The following is a 21,813-nucleotide window of genomic DNA, read 5'->3' as shown; positions in this document are numbered from 1 at the left end:
GGACGGCATGGACGTCCCCGGCCCGGGCTCCTTCGACCTCGCCGCGATCGGGGCGGGGCTGCCCTTCGCCGCGGCGCTGCCCGACCTGCAGACCGCGCTCGCGGGCGGAGCGGCCGTGGTCCAGGCGCCGCCCGGCACCGGCAAGACCACCCTCGTGCCCCCCGCGGTCGCGGAGCACTGCACCGCGCACGGCCTGGTCGGCCGCGTCGTCGTCGTGCAGCCGCGCCGCGTGGCGGCGCGGGCCGCGGCGGCCCGGCTGGCGACGCTGACCGGCACCACGGTGGGCGACCTGGTGGGGTGCACCGTCCGCGGCGAACGACGCCGCGGCGACAGCACGCTCGTCGAGGTGGTCACCCCCGGCATACTCCTGCGCCGGCTGCTGGCCGACGCCGCGCTGGAGGGGACCGCCGCCGTGGTCCTGGACGAGGTGCACGAGCGCGGCCTGGAGACCGACCTGCTCGTCGGCCTGCTCACCGACCTGCGCCAGCTGCGCGAGGACCTGGTGCTGGTGGCGATGTCGGCGACGGTGGACGCGGCGGCCTTCGCCGGGCTGCTGGGCGGGGACGAGCCGGCGCCCGTCGTCGACTGCCCGTCCGCGCTGCACCCGCTCACGGTGCGCTGGGCGCCCCCGGTCGGGCCCCGCACCGACGAGCGCGGGGTGTCCCGGGCGTTCCTGCGGCACCTGGCGACCCGGACGGCCGAGGAGCACGCAGCCGAGCTGGCCGTCGACCCGCGGGTGGACGCGCTCGTCTTCGTGCCCGGCGCGTGGGAGGTCGGTCAGGTCGCCGCCCACCTGCGCGAGATCGCCCACGGCACCGAGGTGCTCGAGCTGCACGGGCAGGTGGGCGCCAGGGAGCAGGACCGGGCGGTGGGCGGCCGGGGCCCGGGCGACCCGCCCCGCGTCGTGGTCAGCACCGCGCTGGCCGAGTCCTCGCTCACCGTGCCCGGGGTGCGGCTCGTCGTCGACGGCGGGCTGGCGCGCGAGCCACGCCGCGACGCCGCCCGCGGGATGTCCGGCCTGGTGACCGTCACCTGCTCGCGCGCTTCCGCGGACCAGCGCGCCGGTCGCGCCGCCCGGCTCGGCCCGGGAGTCGTGGTGCGCTGCTACGACGAGACGACGTATGCCGGGATGCCCACCCACGTCACCCCGCAGATCGCGACCAGCGACCTCACCGACGCGGCCCTGCAGCTCGCCTGCTGGGGGACGCCGGGCGGGGTGGGGCTGGCGCTGCCGACGCCGCCACCGGCTCGCGCGCTGGCCGACGCCGTCGCCACCCTGCGCCGCCTGGGCGCGGTGGACGCCTCGGGTGCGGCCACCGAGACCGGGCGCCGGCTCGGACGAGCCCCCGTGCCGGTGCGACTCGCCCGCGCCCTGCTCGACGGATCACCGCTCGTGGGCACCCGGCTCGCGGCCGAGGTGGTCGCCGCGCTGTCCGACGACCTGCGCGCACCCGGCGCCGACCTGACCGCGCTGCTGCGGGAGCTACGGTCCGGGCATCCCGCGTCCGCACGCTGGCGGTCCGAGGTGCGGCGGCTGGCCCGGACGGCCTCGTCAGGTGCCGCTGCGGGCGCCACCGGGGACGCCCCCGCCGCAGGCCCCACCGAGGTGCCGGCCGCCGGGTCTGGCCACCCCACGGGTCTGGTCGTGGCGCTCGCCCACCCCGAGCGGGTCGCCCGCCGCACCGGCGACGGCACCTATCTGCTGGCGAGCGGCACGAGAGCCGCGCTGCCCCAGGGCAGCCCGCTCGCGGGCGCGCCGTGGCTGGCCGTCGCCGAGGTGACCCGCGCGAGCGGGCGGGTCGCGTCGGGGACGGGAGCCGTGATCCGGTGCGCCGCCGCCCTGGACCAGGACGCCGCCGAGCTCGCGGCCGCCCACCTGCTCGTCGACGAGGTCCGCGCCACGCTCGGCAGCGGGACGGTCCGCGCCCGGTCGGTGCGGGCGATCGGCGCCATCGAGCTCACCTCGACCCCGGTGCCCCCGACGCCGGAGGCGGCGCATGCCGCCATAAGGGAGGACCTGCGGGACAAGGGGATCGCCGCGCTGTCCTGGTCCCCCGCCGCCGTCACGCTGCGAGATCGCCTGGCGCTGCTGCACGCCCATCTCGGCGACCCCTGGCCGGACCTGTCCGACGAGGCCCTGCTGGACCGGCTCGACGACTGGCTGGCCCCCGAGATCGACGCCGTCGCCCGCGGACGACGCCGGGACGCCGTGGATCTCGTCGACCCGCTGCGACGCCTGCTGCCCTGGCCGCAGGCCGCGCGCCTGGGCGAGCTGGTCCCCGAGCGCCTGCAGGTGGCGAGCGGCAACCACCCCCGGATCACCTATCCCCCGCACGACGACCCGACCGGTCGTCCGGTGGTGCGGGTCAAGCTGCAGGAGTGCTTCGGCTGGGCGGCGACGCCGACCGTCGTGGACGGCCGGGTGCCGATCACCTTCCACCTGCTGTCGCCCGCGCAGCGACCGCTCGCGATCACCGACGACCTGGCGTCCTTCTGGAGCGGCCCCTACCAGCAGGTGCGGGCCGAGATGCGTGGGCGCTACCCGCGCCACCCCTGGCCCGAGGATCCCTGGTCGGCCCCGGCGACCGCGCGCACCAAGCCCCGCGGCTGACCACGGGGGTCGGTGCGTCGGAGCCGTGCTCGGCCGGGTGGGTCGCCGGGCGCCGGGCTCAGTCGCAGCTGACGCAGACCCCGGACAGCGGCAGCTGCAGGAAGCACCGGGGGCAGAAGGCGTCCTCGCGCTCGGGGATGATCGCCCCGTCGCTCGCCCGCGGCTTGGGCGGCCTGGGCTTGGTCTCGCGGGGAGCCTTGGGCGGGCGCGGCTCGCGCACCGCCCGGGTGGCGGGACGGGTCGAGGCGCGGCCCGCCCTGCCGGACGTGGTGCGGGTCGACTCGAGCGAGGTGATCGGGTGCAGCAGCGGCTGCGCCTCCTCGGGCACGTCGTGCGCGTAGCGTCGGTTGCAGGCCAGGCGCGCCTCGGCGGCCGCCTGCTCGCGCCGCTCCTCGCCGTACGGCTCGGCGCCGCAGGCCGTGCGCACCGCGTCGTACGTCGGGCCGACCGCGCCACCGGGCAGGACCGCGAGCGCGACGAGGTCGGGCTCCCCGGCGGCGGTGGTGCGGTGGTGCACGATCGCGAGCACCTTGCCCAGCCAGCTGTGGGCGGGAACGTCGGTGTGGATGCCGGAGCGCTCCTGGACCTGGTGGGCGAGCTCACCGTAGGTGATGGCGGTCTGGTGCACCGCTGCGGTCTCGATCAGGACGGCGAGCGCGTGGTCGGCCCAGGTCTCGTAGCGCTGCTGGAGGCTCATCAGCCGGGGGTCACCCATGCGGCCATCATCCCAGGTGAGGAGCCCAGCACCGAACCCCGCACCCCCGGCCCCCTGAGTGGCCTAGCGATGATTACGACGCATGGTCGGAGAAATCGTTGAGTGATCAAGGACGCCCGAAACGGGACGGTATCGCCGCTTGATCACCCTCAGTGTCGAATAGAGCACACACTGGCGCGATCGTTGCTTGAACCCTCAAGGAGTTCACTCATGCGTCACCCTCAGCGCACCCTCCGTCGTGTCGGCGCGGCCGCCGCGGCCTTGTCCGCCCTGGCCCTCGCCACCGCCGCCCCCGCCCAGGCGGGCCACCGCGACTACGTCGCCCTCGGCGACTCGTACTCCTCCGGCGAGTCCCTCTCGCCGTACCACCGCGGCACGGACACCGCGATCAACCAGTGCCACCGGTCCGCGTCGGCCTACCCGCACGGCCTGGCCCGCTCCGTCCGCGCCACCTCGCTGACCTTCCGGGCCTGCTCGGGTGCCGTCACCGACGACCTCTACACCCCCGACCACAACGGCAACAAGGTCACCGTCGACGCCCTCGTGCCCGCCCAGCTGTCCCACGTCACCCGGGACACCGACCTGGTCACGCTGACCATCGGGGGCAACGACGTGGGCTTCGCGTCGGTCCTCGGGACCTGCGTGTACGGCGACGCCGGGCGCAGCACCCGCACCGACTGCTCCACCGACCCGGCACTCACCGCCGCCGTCACCGCCCGCCTGGACGCCCTCGCGGGCCGAGGCACCGCCACCACCCCGCACGGCCTGCCGATCACCCCCCTGGCCAAGGTGATCCGCGACGTCCGGGCCAAGGCACCCACCGCGCAGATCCTCCTCGGCACCTATCCGCGGCTCGTCTCCCGGGACCTGACGGGCGCCGAGTGCCGCGTGGGTGGGCTCACGGTCGTCGAGGACCCGAGCCGGACCGTGCCGCTCTACGTCTCCGCGGTCGACGCGGCCTGGTTCGACGACACCGTGACCAGGCTCGACCGGGTCATCCTGGACGCGCCGCGTCAGGCCGGCGTCGTGGGCGCCCGGGCTGCGGACGTGCGCCCGGCCTACGGCGCCCACGCGCTGTGCTCGCCCACCACGACCTCGTGGATCACCCCGGTCAAGGGCACCGTGTCGACCGCGACCGGCGCCGTGACCATGGACGCCTCGTCGATGCACCCCACCGCGCTCGGCCAGGACGCCTACCGGATCGCGTTCCGGGACGCGGTGCGCTGACCCACCGGCCGCCCCGTCCCTTCCACCCCCGGAGCGTCACCCGGCCGCGGCGCCCCCGCCCAGCGCGTCCAGACCGAGGGCGACGGCCCCGAGGACGCCGGCGTCGTCACCCAGACCGGGCGCCACGACGTACTCCCCCGCCCCGCCGAGGATCTCGGGCCGCCGCACGTAGCCACCCAGCCGGTCGACGAGCGCACTGCGCATGGCCTCCAGCGCACCGGCGAGGTGCGGCACCCCGCCACCGACGACGATCCGGTGCGGGGACAGGGTCAGGACGACGCCGGCGAGCAGCTGCCCCACGTAGTAGCCCGCGAGCCCGGCGGCCTGGCGCTGCCGGTCGGGATCGAGCGTCTCCAGCCGGGCCCCGAAGCGGTCGGCGAAGGCCGGGCCGCTCGCCATGCCCTCGACGCACCGCCCGTGGTACGGGCACCGGCCCGGGTAGTCGTCGGCGGGGTGCGGCTCGACCATCAGGTGACCCATCTCGGGGTGGAGCAGCCCGTGGACCGACCGGCCGCCGAGGACGGCACCGCCGCCGATCCCGGTGCCGACCGTCAGGTAGACCAGCGAGTCGACGTCCTGCGCCGCGCCCCAGCGCAGCTCGCCGACCGCGGCGCCGTTGACGTCGGTGTCCCAGGCGATCGGCACGTCCAGGTGGGCCCGCAGGGCGCCCACGACGTCGGTGTCCTGCCAGCCCGGCTTGGGCGTGGAGGTGATGTGGCCGTACGCCGGGTCGGTCGGGTCCAGGCACACCGGGCCGAAGGCCGCGACCCCCAGCGCGTCGATCTGCTCGCCGGCGTCCCGCTGCTCGCGCAGCCAGGTGCCGATCGCATCCAGGGTGGCCCCGGGCTCGGTGGTGGGGATCGAGGTCCGGGCGCGCAGGTCGTCGGGACCGCCGGCGAGCGCGCACACGACCTTGGTGCCGCCCATCTCGATGCCGGCGACGGTGCGCGGGGCGTCGGCGGCGGGACCTTCCGGCATACGTCCTGAAGCAGTCATGGGGACAACTGTGCCGCGCCTGAGCGCGGAACGCCCGTTCGGCGAGCGGGCGTCACGGTGGGCGACGACGCTGGGCCAGGTTCGTGCGCCCGGGGACTCTCTGCGTGTGGATCGTTCAAGGGGGCTTCCGCGGTCGCTACCGTTGAGTCGTGGACTGGACCCGATACGACGCTGCCCTCTTCGACCTCGACGGGGTCATCACCCCCACCGCGATCGTGCACATGCGCGCGTGGAGCGAGATGTTCAACGCCTTCCTCCTGGCTCGGGGAGTGGCCGAGCCCTACACCGACGCCGACTACTTCGCGCACGTGGACGGCAAGCCGCGGTATGACGGGGTGCGGTCCTTCCTCGCCTCACGCGGCATCGTGCTCCCCGAGGGCGACCCCACCGACGGCCCCGACGGCGAGACCGTCGCCGGCCTCGGCAACCGCAAGAACGCCGCCTTCATGGAGGTCCTGCACCGCGACGGCATGCAGGCCTACCCCGGCTCGCTGCGCCTGCTCGACCACCTGGCCGCCCTCGGCACCGCGGTCGCCGTGGTCTCCTCCTCCCAGAACGCCCGCCCCGTGCTCGAGGCCGCCGGCCTGAGCGAGCGGTTCCCGGTGATCGTCGACGGCCTCGTCGCCCGGCAGGAGGGCCTGCCCGGCAAGCCCGCCCCCGACACCTTCCTCGCCGCGGCCGCCCGCCTGGGGGTGGCCAGGGAACGCGCCGTCGTCCTCGAGGACGCCGAGTCCGGCGTCGCCGCCGGACGGGCCGGCGCCGTCGGTCTGGTCATCGGCGTGGACCGCGGCGCGGGCGTCGAGGCGCTCACCCGCAACGGTGCCGACCTGGTGGTCCGCGACCTCGACGAGCTGGTGCCGTGATCCCTCACGACCTCGGCGAGGACCCCCTCGACCGCACCCGCTTCCCGGTCGACCCCTGGCGCCTGGTGGAGACCGAGTACTCCGGCGAGGACCTGGGCACGACCGAGACCCTCTTCGCCGTCGGCAACGGCTACCTCGGCATGCGGGGCAACCCGCCCGAGGGGCGGGACGCCCACACCCACGGCACCTTCGTCAACGGTTTCCACGAGACCTGGGACATCCGGCACGCGGAGGCGGCCTTCGGCTTCGCCAAGGTGGGCCAGACGATCGTCAACGTCCCCGACAGCAAGCTGATGAAGCTCTACGTCGACGACGAGCCGCTGCTGCTGTCCGTGGCCGACCTGGTGGAGTACGAACGAGCCCTGGACTTCCGGACCGGGCGCCTGAGCCGGGATCTGGTGGTGCGCACCGCGTCCGGCAAGCGGGTGCGCGTCTCGGCGACCCGGATGGTGAGCTTCACCGAGCGCCACCTGGCGATCATGACCCTCGAGGTCGAGATGCTCGAGGGGGACGCCCCCGTCGTCATCTCCAGCCAGATCATCAACCGCCAGGACGGCAAGGACGAGTACCACGTCCCCGGCTCGGCGATGGGCGAGGGCCGGGACCCGCGCAAGGCCGCGGCGTTCACCGAGCGGGTCCTGCTGCCACAGTCCCACTGGCACAGCGACCGCCGGATCATCCTGGGCTACAAGACCGCTCGCTCCGGGATGACCCTCGCCGTCGGCGCCGACCACGTCATCGAGACCGAGGCGGCCTACGAGGAGCTCATCGACTCCGACCAGGACCGCGGCCGCAAGATCTACCGCGTCGACGCCCGCGAGGGGCACACGATCACGGTGACCAAGGCCGTGACCTACCACACCTCCCGCGGCGTGCCCGTGCGCGAGCTCGTCGACCGCTGCCGCCGCACCCTGGACCGGGTCCGTGAGCACGACGCGCAGCACTACGTCGACCAGCAGCGCGAGTGGCTGGACCGTTACTGGGCCAACACCGACGTCACCATCGAGGGGCAGCCGGCGCTGCAGCAGGCCGTCCGCTGGAGCCTGTTCCAGCTCGCCCAGGCCTCGGCGCGCGCCGACCAGCTCGGGATCGCCGCCAAGGGCGTGTCCGGGTCGGGCTACGAGGGCCACTACTTCTGGGACACCGAGGTCTACGTCATCCCCTTCCTGACGTACACCTCCCCCGAGGTCGCCCGCAACGCCCTGCGCTGCCGGGTGCAGATGCTGCCCAAGGCCCGTGAGCGCGCCCGCGAGCTCGCCCAGCGCGGCGCGCTGTTCCCCTGGCGGACCATCAACGGCGACGAGGCCTCCGCCTACTACGCCGCCGGCACCGCGCAGTACCACATCGACGCCGACGTGGCCTTCGCCTTCAGCAAGTTCGGCGACATCACCGGCGACGTGGGCTTCATGGCGCGCGACGGCATCGAGGTGCTCGTCGAGACCGCACGGATGTGGGCCGACCTCGGCTTCTGGCGCGAGAACGGCACCCGGTCCTTCCACATCCACGGGGTGACCGGGCCGGACGAGTACACCACCGTCGTCAACAACAACCTGTTCACCAACGTCATGGCCCGCGACAACCTCGAGCGGGCGGCTCACGCGGTGCGCGAGCTGGGGGCCGCCGATCCCGCGGCCTACCTGCGCCTGAGCCGCCGGCTCGACCTGGACCCGGCCGAGATCGACGAGTGGCAGGCCTGCGCCGACGGCATGCACATCCCGTACGACCAGACCCTGCAGATCCACCCGCAGGACGACCAGTTCCTGGACCGCGAGGTGTGGGACCTGGCCCGCACGGACCCGACCAAGCGGCCGCTGCTGCTGCACTACCACCCGCTGGTGATCTACCGCTTCCAGGTGCTCAAGCAGGCCGACGTGGTGCTCGCGCTCTTCCTGCAGGGCGACCGGTTCTCCCTGGAGGCCAAGCGGCGCGACTTCGACTACTACGACCCGATCACCACCGGTGACTCCACCCTGTCCGCGGTCGTGCAGTCGATCATCGCGGCCGAGGTGGGGTATGCCGAGATGGCGCTGCGCTACTTCCGCGCCGGCCTGTACGTCGACCTGGCCGACCTGCACCGCAACACCTCCGACGGGGTCCACATCGCGTCGGCCGGTGGCGTCTGGGCGGCGCTCGTCTACGGCTTCGCCGGGATGCGGGACTACCACGGGCAGATCACCTTCGACCCGCGACTGCCCGAGGCCTGGCCGGAGCTGTCGTTCCCGATCCGGGTGCGTGGCACCCGGGTGCGGGTGACCGTGCGGCAGGAGTCGATCGGGCTCGAGGTGGAGGAAGGCGACTCGCTCGAGGTGACCGTGCGCGGCGAGCGTCACGTGGTGCGCGCCGGCGACCCGGTGACCGTGCCGCTGGCCGGGCAGGGGCCGCGCCTGCGGTCGCTGGAGGGAACCCACCCGGTGATCGGCGACCTGCGGGCCGACGGCACCATCATCACGGCGGGCGTCCCCGACCCCGCCCTGCCGCGGCGCGAGAGCAGCGCGCCCGGCGACCCGCGGGTCAGCGACTGACGGGCCGCATCCGCGCCGCCCACGGGGCGCGCCGACCCGCACCGGGCGAGTCGGCGCGCCCCCGACGTCCTCGACGCGGCATACCGTGGGGTCATGCGCGTCGACTACCCCGCTGCCGGTGACCAGGGCCTGCCGGCCGCCGCGATGTACCGCCTGCTCACCTCGGTGGTCGTGCCCCGGCCCATCGCCTGGGTGACCACCCGCTCGGCGGCCGGGGTCGACAACCTCGCGCCGCACTCCTTCTACACCGTCTCGTGCGTGCGGCCGCCGATGGTGCAGTTCACCTCCGTCGGGGTCAAGGACACCCTGCGGAACGTGCGGGAGACCGGCGAGTTCGTGATCCACCTGCTCGGCGAGGGGCAGGTCGAGGCGGGCAACGCGACGGGCACCGACTATCCGCCCGAGGTGAGCGAGCTCGACGTCCTCGGCCTGACGCGCGAGCCCGCCGCGACCGTCTCCGTCCCCCGCCTGGCCGAGTCCCCCGTGGCCATCGAGTGCCACCTCCACCAGGAGCTCACCCTCGGCGACTCCACCGTCGTCATCGGCGCGGTCACGCACGTCGCCGTGGACGCCGCGGTGCTCGACCGCAGCGACCCGGACGCGCCCCACGCCCGGATCCGAGACCTGGCCCCGATGGCGCGGCTGGGGCGGGACGAGTGGTCCACCATCGGCGAGGTCTCCGAGCGTGCCCGCATCCCCTGGAGCGCCATACGTCCCGGATGACCTGCGCCGTCCCGCCCAGACGAGGTGTCCGCGGCACCGTCCGCCGTGGCGGGCACCGAGGTGACCGTGACGCCGGGTGCCGGCGGCTCAGCTCGGTGGGGCACGTGCGGGACGCGCGCCACGACTGCACGGCGGCGATCCTGTCCGACGGGTGGCGCTCGACCGGCACGGCATCCCCCGGCTCGACGCCGTGGGGTGGGCGGTCTGCCGGATGACCGGCCACCGACCCGGCCGCCTACCGCAGGGGGACCCAGGTGCGCATCGGGCGTTCGTCCAGGCGCGCCGTGGTGGGGATCAGCGGGTGAGGTCGGCGAGGAGGGCGTCGCGCTGCTCCGGCGGTATGGCGCCCGCCGGCACCGGGGTGCGGGTGTTGTCCTTGCGCTCCAGCACGAGCAGGTCGCCCACGAGCCGGGCTCGGCGGAAGCGGTCGAGCGGGTGCTCGGTCCCCGTCAGCGGGAACCGCACCACGCGCCCGTCGGTGTCATAGCGCACGGCCAGCCGCTCGATCCGGGACAGGCTGCGGACCAGGGTGCGGCGTCGGCCGAGGTCGGCGAGGACGAGCACGGCCGCCAGCACGATCGGGGTCACGGCGGCGCCCCACCCGATCGCGCCGTGGGTGACCGGCACCGCGACGGCAGCGATCGCGGCCAGCCCGACGAGGGCGGCCTCCAGGAGGCGCGCCTTGCGGCGGGTGGGCCCGTCGAGGGCTTCCGCCATGAGGCCGACGAGGTCGGGGGTCACGGTGACGACCGGGCCGCCGTCGTGATCGAGCGTCTCCATGGTCGGTCAGCGTAACCGGGCGCACGACGAGGGTGCGCCGCCCCACCACGGGACCAGGATCGTGTGCGTCAGCAGCCGGATTCCGGCGGCTGACGCACACGATCCGCCGAGGGTGAGGCGGGGTGGGGCGAGGGGGGCGCGGGACTGCTCAGTGCTCGAGCAGCGCCACCAGGTGGGTCAGCTCGGGCTTGGACCCGTGCCGCAGCGCGGCGACCTGGCGGCCGGGCTGCCGGTCGGTGACCAGCTCGACCGAGCCGGGCAGGAGCACCGGCTTGCGGAACCACACGTGCGACCGGCTCGCGTCCTCGCTCGCCGGGCCCAGGGCCGCCAGGGTGCGCGCGCCGGTCCACATGCCGTGCGCGATGGCACGCGGGAAGCCCATGGCCTTGGCCGTCCACGGGTGCAGGTGGATCGGGTTGACGTCCCCGCTGACCCCGGCGTACTGCCGACCGAGGTCACCGGCCAGCCGCCAGCGGGCGGACGCGACCCCGTCCGGTATGCCGGGGGCCTTCGCCCCGGGCTGCGCCTGCGGGTGGGAGCGGCCGCGCTGCAGATAGCTGCTGGACTCCTGCCACACCGTCTCGCCGTCGGCCTCGACCAGGGTGACCAGGTCGACGAGCTCGCCGCGCGGGTGGGGACGCTTGCCCTCGGCCCACACGGTGACGTCGAAGGTCTCGTCCGCGCCGAGGCGGCGGTGAAGGGTCGTGACGTTCTCCACGTGGACCAGCCCGGGCATCGGCATGGGGAAGTCCGGGTCGGACATGAGCCTGGCCGCGAACGGGAAGCCCAGCAGGTGGGGATACAGGTGCGGCAGGGTGTCGCCGACGGGGGCGCCGACGAGGCGCTGGTAGTCGGCGAGGTGGGCCCGGTCGACCGTCACCCCGCGGCGCACCAGGCGACGGGTGGTCAGGTCGCCGGAGCGGCCGCGGGCGGTCAGGGCGCCGCGCAGCAGGGAGCCGGCCAGCGACGGCGCCTGCTCCAGCTCCTGCGCGGGCACGGCGGCGCACGGGTCGGTGGCGTGGTCGGTCATCAGGCCCCCAGGAAGTTCTGGCCGCAGACCCGCACGACCTGGCCGGTGATGCCCGCCGAGCCGGGCTGCGCGAGCCAGGCGATGGTCTCGGCGACGTCGACCGGCTGGCCGCCCTGCTGCAGCGACGACAGCCGACGGCCCGCCTCGCGGGTGGCGAAGGGCATCTTGGCGGTCATCTCGGTCTCGATGAGGCCGGGGGCGACGCCGTTGACGGTGATCCCGCGGTCGCGCAGGCCGGGGGCCAGCGCCGACACCAGGCCGATGATCGCGCTCTTGGTGGCGGAGTAGTTGGTCTGCCCGCGGTTGCCTCCGAAGCCGGACTGCGAGGACAGGCAGACGATGCGGCCGCCGTCGGCCAGGCCGCCCTCGCCGAGCAGCGCCTCGTTGATCCGCAGGATCGACTCGAGGTTGACCGCCATGACCGAGTCCCAGCGGGCGTCGTCCATGTTGACGAAGAGCTTGTCCCGGGTGATCCCGGCGTTGTGCACCACGATGTCGAGGCTGCCGTGCCGGCCGCGCGCGTGCTCCACGATCCGGCGACCGGCGTCGGGCGCGGTGACGTCGAGCTGCAGCGCGGTGCCGCGGATCTCGGCGGCGACGGCGGCGAGCTGCTCGCCCGCGGCGGGGACGTCGACGCAGACCACGGTGGCGCCGTCGCGGTGCAGGGTGCGGGCGATGGCGGCGCCGATGCCGCGGGCGGCTCCGGTGACCACGGCGACCCTGCCCTCCAGCGGCCGGTCCGCCGAGGGGTTCACCGGCGCGGAGGTGGCGTCCACCCGCACGCTCTGACCGTCGACGAAGGCCGAGCGACCGGACAGGAAGAAGCGCACGGCCTCCCCCACATTGCGGTGCGCGGCCTGCGTCTCGGCACCCTGGGCGTCGTCCGCCAGCGGCGGGCCGTAGACCAGGTTGGCCGTGGCGCCGGCGCGCAGCTCCTTGGCGAGCGAGCGCACGAAGCCGTCCAGGGCCCGCTGGCTGGCGACCGCGACCGGGTCGCTCAGCACCGTGTGGTCGGTGCCGAGGACGACCACGCGGGCGTTCGGCGCCAGGCGCTTGACGGCCGGGGCGCCGAGCTCGCGCAGGCGGGCCAGCGCCGCGGGCTCGCGCACCGCGGAGAGGTCCAGGACGAGGCCGCCGAGGCGCTCGTCCCCCGCCTCCTCGAGCGAGGAGACGGCCCGGACGCCGGCCGCGGCGAGCATGGCGCGCAGGCCCTCGCCATACGGTCCGTCGCCGGCGACGAGGACGGGACCCTCGACCAGGCTGTCGCCCGGGGTATGCCGGCGCAGCCGCGCGGGGGCGGGCAGGCCGAGCTTCTTCGCGACATTCCTGCCGAAGGGCGAGTTGACGAAGTCGGTGTACTGGTCCGCCATCTCAGGCCTCCACGATCGCGACGACGCCCTGGCCGCCCGCGGCGCAGATGGAGATCAGGCCGCGACCGGAGCCGCGCTCGTGCAGCATCTTGGCGAGGCTGGCGACGATGCGCCCGCCGGTCGCGGCGAAGGGGTGACCCGCCGCCAGCGAGGAGCCGTTGACGTTGAGCCTGCTGCGGTCGATCGAGCCGAGCGGCGCGTCCAGGCCGAGCTGCTCGCGACAGAAGTCCTCGTCCTCCCAGGCCTTGAGGGTGGCGAGCACCGTGGCGGCGAAGGCCTCGTGGATCTCGTAGAAGTCGAAGTCCTGCAGGGTGAGGCCGTTGCGGGCCAGGAGCCGCGGGACGGCATACACCGGGGCCATCAGCAGACCCTCGTCGCCGTGCACGTAGTCGACGGCCGCGGTCTCGCCGTCGACGAACCAGGCCAGCGGCTCCAGGTGGTGCTCGCGGGCCCAGTCCTCGGAGCCGAGAAGGACGACGGACGCGCCGTCGGTCAGCGGCGTCGAGTTGCCGGCGGTCATGGTGGCGTCCTCGCCCTTGCCGAAGACCGGCTTGAGCCTGGCGAGCTTCGCCACGGAGGAGTCGGGGCGCAGGTTGTCGTCCTTGGTGACCCCGAGGTAAGGCGTCATCAGGTCGTCGAAGAAGCCGCGGTCGTAGGCGGCGGCGAGGTTCTGGTGGCTCCTGGCGGCCAGCTCGTCCTGCGCCTCCCGGGTGATGCCCCAGCGCTTGGCGGTGATCGCCATGTGGTCGCCCATGCCCAGGCCGGTGCGCGGCTCGCTCGTCGACGGCGGGACCGGCTGCAGGTGCTGCGGGCGCAGGGCGGTCAGCGCCTTGGCGCGGTCGATCGAGGTCTTGGCGCGGGTGGCCGCGAGGAGGGTCTTGCGCAGGCCCTCGGTCACCACGATCGGGGCGTCGGAGGTGGTGTCGACGCCACCGGCGATGCCCGACTCGATCTGCCCGAGGGCGATCTTGTTGGCGACCAGGATGCAGGCCTCCAGGCCGGTCCCGCAGGCCTGCTGCAGGTCGTACGCCGGGGTCTGCGGGGACAGGTGGGAGCCGAGAACCGACTCGCGCACCAGGTTGAAGTCGCGGGAGTGCTTGATGACGGCGCCGGCGGCGACCTCACCGATGCGCTCGCCGGCCAGGCCGCAGCGGGCCACGAGGCCGCCGAGGGCCGCGGTCAGCATGTCCTGGTTGGACGCCCTGGCGTACTTGCCGTTGGACCGGACGAAGGGGATGCGGTTGCCGCCGAGGATGGCGACGCGACGCGTGGTCGTCATGGATGCTCCTCGTTGATGGATCGTGACGCTGCGACCAATCTAACCGACACCTTCGGTATCCGATACTGGTTGGACCTGATATTTTCTCCGGTATGACGAGTGCCACCCCACCCCCCGCCGAGCCGGGGGACGCGCCGCGGGCAGCGCCGCCGGTCGACGGCCGCTCCGCCCGCTGGGAGACGCACCGCCGCGAGCGCCGGATCACCCTGGTGGACGACACGATCCGCGCGATCCGCAGGCACGGTGCGGGCGTGGGGCTGGACGACGTCGCCGCCCAGGCCGGCACGTCCAAGACGGTGCTCTACCGCCACTTCGAGGACCGCGCGGGGCTCTACCGCGCCGTCGCCGAGCGGGTGGCCTCGCGGATCGTGCGCCGCGTCGAGGAGTCGCTGAGCGGGGACGAGGCGCCGCAGGAGGTGCTGCGCTCCGTGGTCGATGCCTACCTGTCCCTGGTGGAGCGGGACCCCGAGCTCTACCGCTTCGTGGTGCGGCACCCGCTCGTCGAGGGCTCGCTGGACGAGGACCCGGTCCGCGGGATCTCCACGCAGGTGGCCGATCTCGTGACGGGGGCGCTCGCGGGCTCCGCCCCGGACCCGGAGGTGGCACGCACCTGGGCGATCGCGCTGGTGGGGGCGGTGCAGGCGAGCGCCGACGCGTGGCTGGCCACCGAGCCCGGCATACGTCCGTCTCGGACCGAGCTCACCGCCCGCCTGGTGTCCTTCGCCTGGCACGGAGCCTCCTACCGGCGGTAGTCGGATCCGCCGGGCTTCGTCGAGCAGGCGGATCCGACTACCGCCGGTAGGTCTCGCCGCTGGGCGGGCCGAAGCGTCTACGGTGTAGGCCCAGCCCCAGCCCGAGGAGCCCGATGCGCCGGCACACCGTGGTCGACTCCCCCGTCGGCCCCCTGACCGTGATCGCCGACGGCGACGCCCTGATCGCGATCTACTTCGCGGACCACGGCCGGACGCCGGTCGTCGCGGAGCACGGGCCGCGCCGCGACGAGGACCCCCTCCTCGCCCGCGCCCGCACCCAGCTCGGGGAGTACTTCGCCGGCCGGCGGCAAGACTTCGACCTGCCTCTTGCCCCTCCCGGCGACGCCTTCCAGCAGCGCGTATGGCGCGCGCTCCGCGCGATCCCCTACGGGCAGACCCGCTCCTACGGCGCGCTCGCGGCGCAGCTCGGACAGCCCGGAGCCGCCCAGGCCGTGGGCCACGCCAACGGCGCCAATCCCCTGTCGATCGTCGTGCCCTGCCACCGGGTCGTCGGCGCCGACGGCTCCCTCACGGGCTATGCCGGCGGCCTGGCGCGCAAGCGATGGCTGCTCGCCCACGAGGAGCCGGCCGCGGGTGACGCGGGCCGACTCTTCTGAGGGGGCGAGATGACGGACCACGGCGACCGGACGACGCGCCCCGCCGGCGATCTCGTGGTCGGCGACGACGGGCTCGCCCGCCCGCCGTGGGCCGCGCGGGACCCGTTGCTGCGCGACTACTACGACACCGAGTGGGGGATGCCGGTCCGCGACGAGCGGGGCCTGTTCGAGCGGCTCTCGCTGGAGGCCTTCCAGTCCGGGCTGTCCTGGGCCACGATCCTGCGCAAGCGTCCGGCCTTCCGGGCCGCGTTCGCCGGCTTCGACCCCGATCTCGTGGCGGCGTATGGCGAGTCCGACGTCGAACGGCTGCTCGGCGACGCCGGGATCGTCCGCAACCGCCGCAAGATCGAGGCCACCGTCACCAACGCCCGGGCCACGGTGGCGCTGCGCGCGGAGGGTGGCCTGGCCGAGCTGATCTGGTCGCACCGCCCGGACGCCACGCCGGCCCCGCGCTCCCACGCGGAGGTCCCCACCACCTCACCGGAGTCCGCTGCGCTCGCGACGGCGCTGAAGCGCAGGGGCTTTGCCTTCGTGGGCCCCACGACGACGTACGCCCTGATGGAGGCCGTCGGCGTCGTCGACACCCACCTCGTGGGCAGCCACCGCCGCGGCTCCTCCGGCGTGTGGTCCTAGCGCGCCACCTGGCGCCACCGAGCGCCCCTCGCGCCACCGAGCGCCCCTCGCGTCACCTCGAGACCGGCCCTCGGCCAGGTCAGGCGCCCGGCCAGGTCAGGCGCGCGGGCCCTCGATCACGGTGCGCGGCGCGTAGGCTCGTCCGCCGTCCGGCACGTCCCGGGTCACCACCGCGTTGGCCCCCACCTGGGCGCCCTCCCCGACGACGATGGGTCCGACGATCACGGCTCCCGCCCCGAGCGAGGCGCCCGCCCCGATCCGCGGGGCCACCTGGGCGTCCTGCGGCTCGTCGCCGCGCAGCCCGATGGTGACGCCCTGCCGCAACACCACCCCGTCCTCGACGACCGTCGCGTGGTGCAGCACGATGCCGCCCTGGTGGGCGAAGGTCACCCGCCGCCCCAGCTCGACCGAGCCGGGGATCTCGATGCCGTAGACCGCGCGCGCCACCCACTGCCCCACCGCAGCCGCCCCGCCGACCGGCCGACGCACCCACCCCGGCGCCGCTGCCTCGTCCCGGGCCCACCTGCTGAGCCGGTGCGCCGCCACGGCCTGGAAGCCCGGCGCCATGAGCCCCTCGTTGCACTGCCGGTCCTCGCGCAGCTGGTCCACGATCGACAGCCGGCGCGCCAGCAGCTCCACCCACCCTCGACGCGCGGACACGCGTGCCTCGGCAGAGGGGCGGACGTCACGGTCGCGGTCATCGCTGGGGGCGGGCATGCCTCACGCTAACCAGCAGGTCGCGTCCACGGCCAGACCCAGCCAGCCGGTATGACGCGATCACCGCTCCGCCGCACCCGGCTGCGCACCCAGCACCGCGTCGACCAGGGCCGGGAGCGCCTCGGCCGCGGTGGCGCGCCATACCTGCTCCACCTGGCCGCTCAGGTCCGTGACCGCGGGGTTGATCTCCACCGTCGGCACCCCCGCGTCCCGTGCCAGCAGCGGCAGGCCCGCCGCCGGCCAGACCAGCCCGCTCGTGCCCACCACCAGCACGAGATCGGCTGCACGACAGGCCTCCTCGGCCCGACGCAGCGGCCCCTCGGGCAGCATCTCGCCGAACCACACCACGCCCGGCCGCACCCGCCCACCGCACGAGCGGCACCGAGGGGGCGCCAGGCGCGCCACGGGCTCCACGGGCAGGTCACCGAGATCCCCCGGCCGCGAGCACGACTCGCACCGGGGCGCGAAGAGGCTGCCGTGGACGTGCGCCAGCACCCCGCTGCCCGCCCGCTCGTGCAGGTCGTCGACGTTCTGGGTGACGATCTCGACCGCCGTGCCCGACCCGTCGGCCCAGCGGGCGAGGGCCCGGTGCCCGGCGTTGGGCTTGACGGCCCGCACCAGGGCGGCTCGCCAGGCATACCACGCCCACACGAGCTCGGCATCGCGCGCCCAGGCGTCCGGCGTGGCCAGCTCGGCAGGGTCGAAGCGCTCCCACAGTCCGGACTGCGCGTCGCGGAAGGTCGGCACCCCCGACTCCGCGCTCATCCCCGCGCCGGTCAGCACGACGACGCGGCGGGCAGCGCGGGCGAGGTCCAGGACGGCCGGCGGGACAGGGATCTCGGTCACCCAGCCATCGTCCCACCGCACGGGCGGGCCCGGACCTGCGTGCAAGCAGGCCCGAGACCGTTTGTCTGGCGCCATCGTCACGTCGGTGCCACACTCGTCCGTGTCCTTCCCCCACGTCGCCACGGTCGCAGAGGATTGGGAGCGGATGGAGCGTCTGGCGGACGCGCCGCAGTGCCGCATCATCGACTTCATCCCCTATGTCCCCGTCGGCACCTCGTTCTCGCGCCTCGAGGACGACATGGAGGTGCACTACCGGCCGGCGCACGCCGACAAGATGGTCCTGCTGCTCCTCGTCCTGATGTACCGCTATCCCGACTGCGTCGTCTACGTCGAGGACGATCTCGGCCAGATCTACCAGGATCATCCCGGGCTGGAGCGGGATCGCGACGTGCGTGACTTCCCCCCGGAGCAGGTGGCGGCCTACGTGCGCGACATCATCGTCAACGAGCGCGCGAGCATGTCCTTCTTCTTCCCTGACATCGACTGCCTCCTGCGGCTCACGGGTGGTTTCCGCAACGAGATCTTCGGGAGCTCGCCGGAGTTCGACGAGCTGCTGGCAGCCCTGGTGCACCAGCACGGGCTCTACCTCAAGACCGTCACCGACGAGCGTCCAGACCCGCGGCCGTGCTGACCGCGCGGCCGTCACTGTCCGTACGAGAACCGGAGGTCCGCGAACAGGAGCTGGTTGAGCCGCCGCCTCAGGTGGCCGGTCCTGCTCGCGTCAGGCAGCGCGCCCGACGCCTCGAGGCGGAAGCGCAGCAGCGTGCCTCCAGCCCGTGCGGTCAGCTCGAGGTGGACGACGTCGTCAGGTCGCGAGGGCCACAGCGAGGACCAGCAGACGTATGACGCCTCGACGGCCTCCACGACCTGAGGCCGCACCTCGTCGGGAAGCAGCACCAGCCACGGACGGGTCCGCGGATCCTGCAGGTGCGTCAACGACCGCCACACCACGGCGGGCGGGGCCGGGAGCGGACGCGCCCGCTCCGCGAGCACGGCAGGCGGGACGGGCGGTGGCACCCCGCCATCATGGCACCACGTGCCGATCGCGGCGCCGCGAGGCGGGATCCCGGGCTCAGCCGGCCGTCCGCACCGGCGGCGCCGTCTCGGGGGCGCGCAGCCACGGCAGGATGGCCAGCAGCGTGATCAGCCCGGACAGCCCGAAGGCCCACGGGTAGCCCGCGTGGTCGACGATCACACCCGCGAGGACCGGCCCCACGATGGTCCCCGCGTCCTGCACCATCTGGAAGGCCGCCACCGCCTGCCCCGCGGACCGCTCGGTGCCCACGACGTCGGCGACGGCCGCCTGCTGGGCGGGGTTGAACATCCCCGCGCCCATGCCCGCGATCACCGACGCGGCAAAGAGCAGCCACAACGCGGGCGTGAGCCCCAGGACCAGCGTGAACGCGCCGTTCACGGCCAGCCCCGCGATCACGAGGGGGCGGCGGCCGCGGAGGTCCGTCAGCCGCCCCGCCACGGTGAGCGCCAGGGCGTTGCCGACGGCGAAGGCCGCGAGCGCCATACCGGCGATGCCCGGGGAGACACCCAGCACGGTGACGGCGAGCAGCGGCAGGAGCGCCACCCGGACCCCGAAGTTCGCCCACCCGTTCGCAAAGCCGGCGGCGAGGATCGCGCGATAGGTCGGGTGCCCGGCCGCCTCGCCGAGGGTCATCGGGGGCAGGGGCGTCGACCCGGGCGCCGGCCGCAGCGCCGCGTCCTTGAGGAAGACCGCGACGACCAGGGACGCGATCAGCAGGGCGACGGCATAGATCATGAAGGGCGTCCGATAGCCGAGCCCGGCGAGCAGTCCCCCGACGACCGGTCCGAGGATGTTGCCGACGAGGAAGGCCGAGGCGTAGGCCGACGAGGCCCGGCCGCGCATCGACGGGGGCGCCAGCCGCACGATCAGACCCGCCGCCGATACCGTGAACATCGTCGAGCCGATGCCCCCCAGCGCCCGGAAGACCAGCAGCTGCCAGTAGGACTGGGCGAAGGCGCAGGCCCCGGTGGACAGGGCGACGATGAGCAGCCCGGCGAGGTAGACGGGCCGCTCGCCCCAGCTGCCGATGAGCCGGCCGCCCACGGGCGCCCACAGGAGCCGCATGAGCGCGAACGAGCTGACCACGACCGAGGCGGCGGTGACGCTGACGTCGAAGGAGCGGGCGTAGGCCGGCAGGACCGGCGCGATCAGCCCGAAGCCGAGCGCGATGAACAGGGCGGCGGCGACCAGGACCCAGATCTCGCGAGGGATGTGGTCCGCGTCGGGGGCGGTGGGCAGGGTGGGCACGGCGGCGGGGGTCGATGGCATGACCAGGCAAGTATGACGGTTCGGCCACGACGACCGCCCTCACCGGGGGTCCTCGTCCGGACCGGTGGTCGGACCGTCTAAGGTCCACGGGTCCGACTCTCCGACGACGTAGGGACAGCCATGGCTGCACTCGTTCCCGCGGCGCTGGTGGGCAAGGAGACCCTGATCACGGCCACCTGGGTCGACTACCTGCTCATCGCGCTCTACTTCACCTTCGTCCTGGGCATCGGCTTCGCTGCGCGTCGCCAGGTGTCGAGCTCGATCGACTTCCTGCTCTCCGGCCGGTCCCTGCCCGCGTGGGTCACCGGTCTGGCCTTCATCTCGGCGAACCTCGGTGCCGTCGAGATCATGGGCATGAGCGCCACCGGCGCCCAGATGGGTATGCCGACCTTCCACTACTTCTGGATCGGCGCCGTCCCCGCGATGCTCTTCCTCGGCGTCGTGATGATGCCCTTCTACTACGGCTCCAAGGTCCGCTCGGTGCCGGAGTTCATGCTCCGCCGGTTCGGGCCGGGCGCCCACCTGGTCAACGCGATCTCCTTCGCCGCCGCCCAGCTGCTCATCGCCGGCGTCAACCTGCTGCTGCTCGCCAAGATCGTCGAGGCCCTCCTCGGCTGGCCCCAGTGGGTCTCCCTGGTGGTGGCCGCGGCGATCGTGCTGTCCTACATCACCTTCGGCGGCCTGTCCGCGGCGATCTACAACGAGGTCCTGCAGTTCTTCGTCATCGTCGCGGCCCTGCTGCCGCTGACCCTCATCGGCCTGCACCGGGTCGGCGGCTGGTCCGGCCTGGTGGACAAGGTGACCCACGGTCCCGGTGGCGCCGAGCAGCTGTCCAGCTGGCCCGGTCAGGCGCTGTCCGGCTTCGACAACCCCGTCCTGTCGGCCCTCGGCATCGTCTTCGGCCTCGGCTTCGTGCTGTCCTTCGGCTACTGGACGACGAACTTCGTCGAGGTCCAGCGCGCCATGGCCTCCAACTCGATCACCGCGGCCCGCAAGACGCCGATCATCGGGGCCTTCCCCAAGATGTTCATCCCCTTCATCGTGATCATCCCCGGCATGATCGCCGCGGTGCTGGTCAAGGAGATCGCGGCCGTCAAGGCCGTGGGCACCGGCGAGTTCACCTACAACGACTCGATGCTGCTGCTGATGCGCGACGTCCTGCCCAATGGTCTGCTCGGGCTGGCGATCACCGGCCTGCTGGCGGCCTTCATGGCCGGTATGGCGGCCAACATCTCCGCCTTCAACACCGTCTTCTCCTACGACCTGTGGCAGACCTACGTCGTCAAGGACCGCGACGACGCGTACTACCTGCGCATGGGCCGCATCGCCACCGTGATCGCCACGGTCGTCGCGATCTTCACCGCGCTGATCGCCGGTGGTTTCGGCAACGTCATGGACTATCTGCAGACGTTGTTCGGTTTCTTCAACGCCCCGCTGTTCGCGACCTTCATCCTCGGCATGTTCTGGCGCCGGATGACCCCGACGGCCGGCTGGGTGGGCCTGGTGGCGGGCACGCTGTCCGCGATCGGGCTGTGGTCCGCCTCGACCTTCGGCGGGGCGTTCACGCTCAAGGGCCAGGGGCTCGCCTTCCTGTGCGCGTCCACGGCCTTCGTCGTCGACATCGTCCTGAGCGTCCTGGTGTCGCTGGCGACCCGGCCCAAGCCGCGCGAGCAGCTGGTCGGGCTGGTCTACTCCGAGACGCCCAAGGAGCACCTCACCGACGCGGAGGCGGTCCACCTGCCGCTGCTCGCCAAGCCGGTCCCGCTGGCGGCGATCGCCCTGGTGCTCGTCATCGCCCTCAACACGATCTTCGCCTGAGGAGGCAGA

At 73.9% G+C, this 21,813-nt stretch carries 20 protein-coding genes; 10 read left to right on the top strand and 10 right to left on the bottom strand.

Features of this window, described 5'->3' with window-relative positions:
• Positions 1-7 precede the first annotated feature (7 nt).
• Complete coding sequence (hrpB, locus tag ACK2IS_RS02670; protein WP_409484616.1) at positions 8-2,611, top strand: ATP-dependent helicase HrpB; 2,604 nt, start codon at positions 8-10, stop codon at positions 2,609-2,611.
• Positions 2,612-2,669: 58 nt separating this feature from the next.
• Here the strand turns inward: hrpB and ACK2IS_RS02665 are convergent, their stop codons facing one another.
• Complete coding sequence (locus ACK2IS_RS02665) at positions 2,670-3,326, bottom strand: hypothetical protein (protein ID WP_409484615.1); 657 nt, start codon at positions 3,324-3,326, stop codon at positions 2,670-2,672.
• Between the two features lie 210 nt (positions 3,327-3,536).
• On the opposite strand from ACK2IS_RS02665, the gene ACK2IS_RS02660 reads away from it, so the two are divergent.
• On the top strand, positions 3,537-4,553 hold the full coding sequence (locus tag ACK2IS_RS02660) for an SGNH/GDSL hydrolase family protein (protein WP_409484614.1): 1,017 nt from the start codon (positions 3,537-3,539) through the stop codon (positions 4,551-4,553).
• A gap of 36 nt (positions 4,554-4,589) precedes the next feature.
• Here ACK2IS_RS02660 and ACK2IS_RS02655 read toward each other — a convergent pair whose 3' ends face one another.
• Positions 4,590-5,549 (bottom strand): ROK family protein, encoded by a 960-nt coding sequence (locus tag ACK2IS_RS02655; RefSeq protein ID WP_409484613.1) that lies wholly within the window; start codon positions 5,547-5,549, stop codon positions 4,590-4,592.
• A gap of 149 nt (positions 5,550-5,698) precedes the next feature.
• Here ACK2IS_RS02655 and ACK2IS_RS02650 point away from each other — a divergent pair, with 149 nt between their 5' ends.
• The 3 genes from ACK2IS_RS02650 (at position 5,699) to ACK2IS_RS02640 (ending at position 9,657) form a co-directional block, all read left to right on the top strand.
• Complete coding sequence (locus ACK2IS_RS02650; RefSeq protein ID WP_409484612.1) at positions 5,699-6,412, top strand: HAD family hydrolase; 714 nt, start codon at positions 5,699-5,701, stop codon at positions 6,410-6,412.
• On the top strand, positions 6,409-8,934 hold the full coding sequence (locus ACK2IS_RS02645) for a glycoside hydrolase family 65 protein (RefSeq protein WP_409484611.1): 2,526 nt from the start codon (positions 6,409-6,411) through the stop codon (positions 8,932-8,934). The genes ACK2IS_RS02650 and ACK2IS_RS02645 overlap by 4 nt, the downstream gene beginning before the upstream one ends.
• Before the next feature lie 93 nt (positions 8,935-9,027).
• Positions 9,028-9,657 carry a flavin reductase family protein gene (locus ACK2IS_RS02640; protein WP_409484610.1) on the top strand — a complete coding sequence of 210 codons (630 nt, stop codon included), beginning with the start codon at positions 9,028-9,030 and terminating at the stop codon, positions 9,655-9,657.
• A 294-nt stretch (positions 9,658-9,951) separates the two neighbouring features.
• Here ACK2IS_RS02640 and ACK2IS_RS02635 read toward each other — a convergent pair whose 3' ends face one another.
• The 4 genes from ACK2IS_RS02635 to ACK2IS_RS02620 all read right to left on the bottom strand — a co-directional run bounded on the left by ACK2IS_RS02635 (position 9,952) and on the right by ACK2IS_RS02620 (position 14,116).
• Positions 9,952-10,437 carry a hypothetical protein gene (locus ACK2IS_RS02635; RefSeq protein ID WP_409484609.1) on the bottom strand — a complete coding sequence of 162 codons (486 nt, stop codon included), beginning with the start codon at positions 10,435-10,437 and terminating at the stop codon, positions 9,952-9,954.
• Positions 10,438-10,585: 148 nt separating this feature from the next.
• Entirely contained in the window at positions 10,586-11,467 is an 882-nt protein-coding gene (locus ACK2IS_RS02630) for a MaoC family dehydratase (RefSeq protein WP_409484608.1), read from the bottom strand.
• Entirely contained in the window at positions 11,467-12,837 is a 1,371-nt protein-coding gene (locus tag ACK2IS_RS02625) for a 3-oxoacyl-ACP reductase (protein ID WP_409484607.1), read from the bottom strand. Before ACK2IS_RS02625 ends, ACK2IS_RS02630 begins: the two co-directional genes overlap by 1 nt.
• A 1-nt stretch (position 12,838) precedes the next feature.
• The gene (locus ACK2IS_RS02620; protein WP_409484606.1) at positions 12,839-14,116 is read right to left on the bottom strand and encodes an acetyl-CoA C-acetyltransferase; all 1,278 of its coding nucleotides are present in this window, start codon (positions 14,114-14,116) and stop codon (positions 12,839-12,841) included.
• Positions 14,117-14,208: 92 nt separating this feature from the next.
• Between ACK2IS_RS02620 and ACK2IS_RS02615 the strand changes: the two genes are divergently transcribed.
• The 3 genes from ACK2IS_RS02615 to ACK2IS_RS02605 all read left to right on the top strand — a co-directional run bounded on the left by ACK2IS_RS02615 (position 14,209) and on the right by ACK2IS_RS02605 (position 16,118).
• Positions 14,209-14,868: a TetR/AcrR family transcriptional regulator gene (locus tag ACK2IS_RS02615; protein ID WP_409484605.1), complete on the top strand. Its 660-nt coding sequence runs from the start codon at positions 14,209-14,211 to the stop codon at positions 14,866-14,868.
• Positions 14,869-14,981: 113 nt separating this feature from the next.
• The gene (locus ACK2IS_RS02610; protein ID WP_409484604.1) at positions 14,982-15,485 is read left to right on the top strand and encodes a methylated-DNA--[protein]-cysteine S-methyltransferase; all 504 of its coding nucleotides are present in this window, start codon (positions 14,982-14,984) and stop codon (positions 15,483-15,485) included.
• Positions 15,486-15,494: 9 nt separating this feature from the next.
• Positions 15,495-16,118 carry a DNA-3-methyladenine glycosylase I gene (locus tag ACK2IS_RS02605; RefSeq protein WP_409484603.1) on the top strand — a complete coding sequence of 208 codons (624 nt, stop codon included), beginning with the start codon at positions 15,495-15,497 and terminating at the stop codon, positions 16,116-16,118.
• 96 nt (positions 16,119-16,214) lie between these two features.
• On the opposite strand, the gene ACK2IS_RS02600 is transcribed toward ACK2IS_RS02605, so the two are convergent.
• On the bottom strand, positions 16,215-16,835 hold the full coding sequence (locus tag ACK2IS_RS02600; protein ID WP_409484602.1) for a serine O-acetyltransferase: 621 nt from the start codon (positions 16,833-16,835) through the stop codon (positions 16,215-16,217).
• A 60-nt stretch (positions 16,836-16,895) separates the two neighbouring features.
• A complete protein-coding gene (locus tag ACK2IS_RS02595; protein WP_409484601.1) occupies positions 16,896-17,681 on the bottom strand; it encodes an SIR2 family NAD-dependent protein deacylase in 786 nt (261 codons plus the stop codon).
• Positions 17,682-17,826: 145 nt separating this feature from the next.
• Between ACK2IS_RS02595 and ACK2IS_RS02590 the strand changes: the two genes are divergently transcribed.
• Positions 17,827-18,312: a hypothetical protein gene (locus ACK2IS_RS02590; protein ID WP_409484600.1), complete on the top strand. Its 486-nt coding sequence runs from the start codon at positions 17,827-17,829 to the stop codon at positions 18,310-18,312.
• Between the two features lie 11 nt (positions 18,313-18,323).
• Here ACK2IS_RS02590 and ACK2IS_RS02585 read toward each other — a convergent pair whose 3' ends face one another.
• Both ACK2IS_RS02585 and ACK2IS_RS02580 read right to left on the bottom strand, forming a co-directional pair.
• A complete protein-coding gene (locus ACK2IS_RS02585; protein ID WP_409484599.1) occupies positions 18,324-18,698 on the bottom strand; it encodes a hypothetical protein in 375 nt (124 codons plus the stop codon).
• Between the two features lie 55 nt (positions 18,699-18,753).
• Positions 18,754-19,986 carry an MFS transporter gene (locus tag ACK2IS_RS02580; protein WP_409484598.1) on the bottom strand — a complete coding sequence of 411 codons (1,233 nt, stop codon included), beginning with the start codon at positions 19,984-19,986 and terminating at the stop codon, positions 18,754-18,756.
• Between the two features lie 120 nt (positions 19,987-20,106).
• On the opposite strand from ACK2IS_RS02580, the gene ACK2IS_RS02575 reads away from it, so the two are divergent.
• Positions 20,107-21,804 (top strand): sodium:solute symporter family protein, encoded by a 1,698-nt coding sequence (locus ACK2IS_RS02575; RefSeq protein WP_409484597.1) that lies wholly within the window; start codon positions 20,107-20,109, stop codon positions 21,802-21,804.
• Positions 21,805-21,813 lie beyond the last annotated feature (9 nt).

Origin of the sequence: Arsenicicoccus dermatophilus, assembly GCF_046267915.1 — a bacterium.
In the GTDB taxonomy this organism is placed as follows: domain Bacteria; phylum Actinomycetota; class Actinomycetes; order Actinomycetales; family Dermatophilaceae; genus Arsenicicoccus; species Arsenicicoccus dermatophilus_A.
This window is presented reverse-complemented; position numbering and strand designations above follow the sequence as displayed.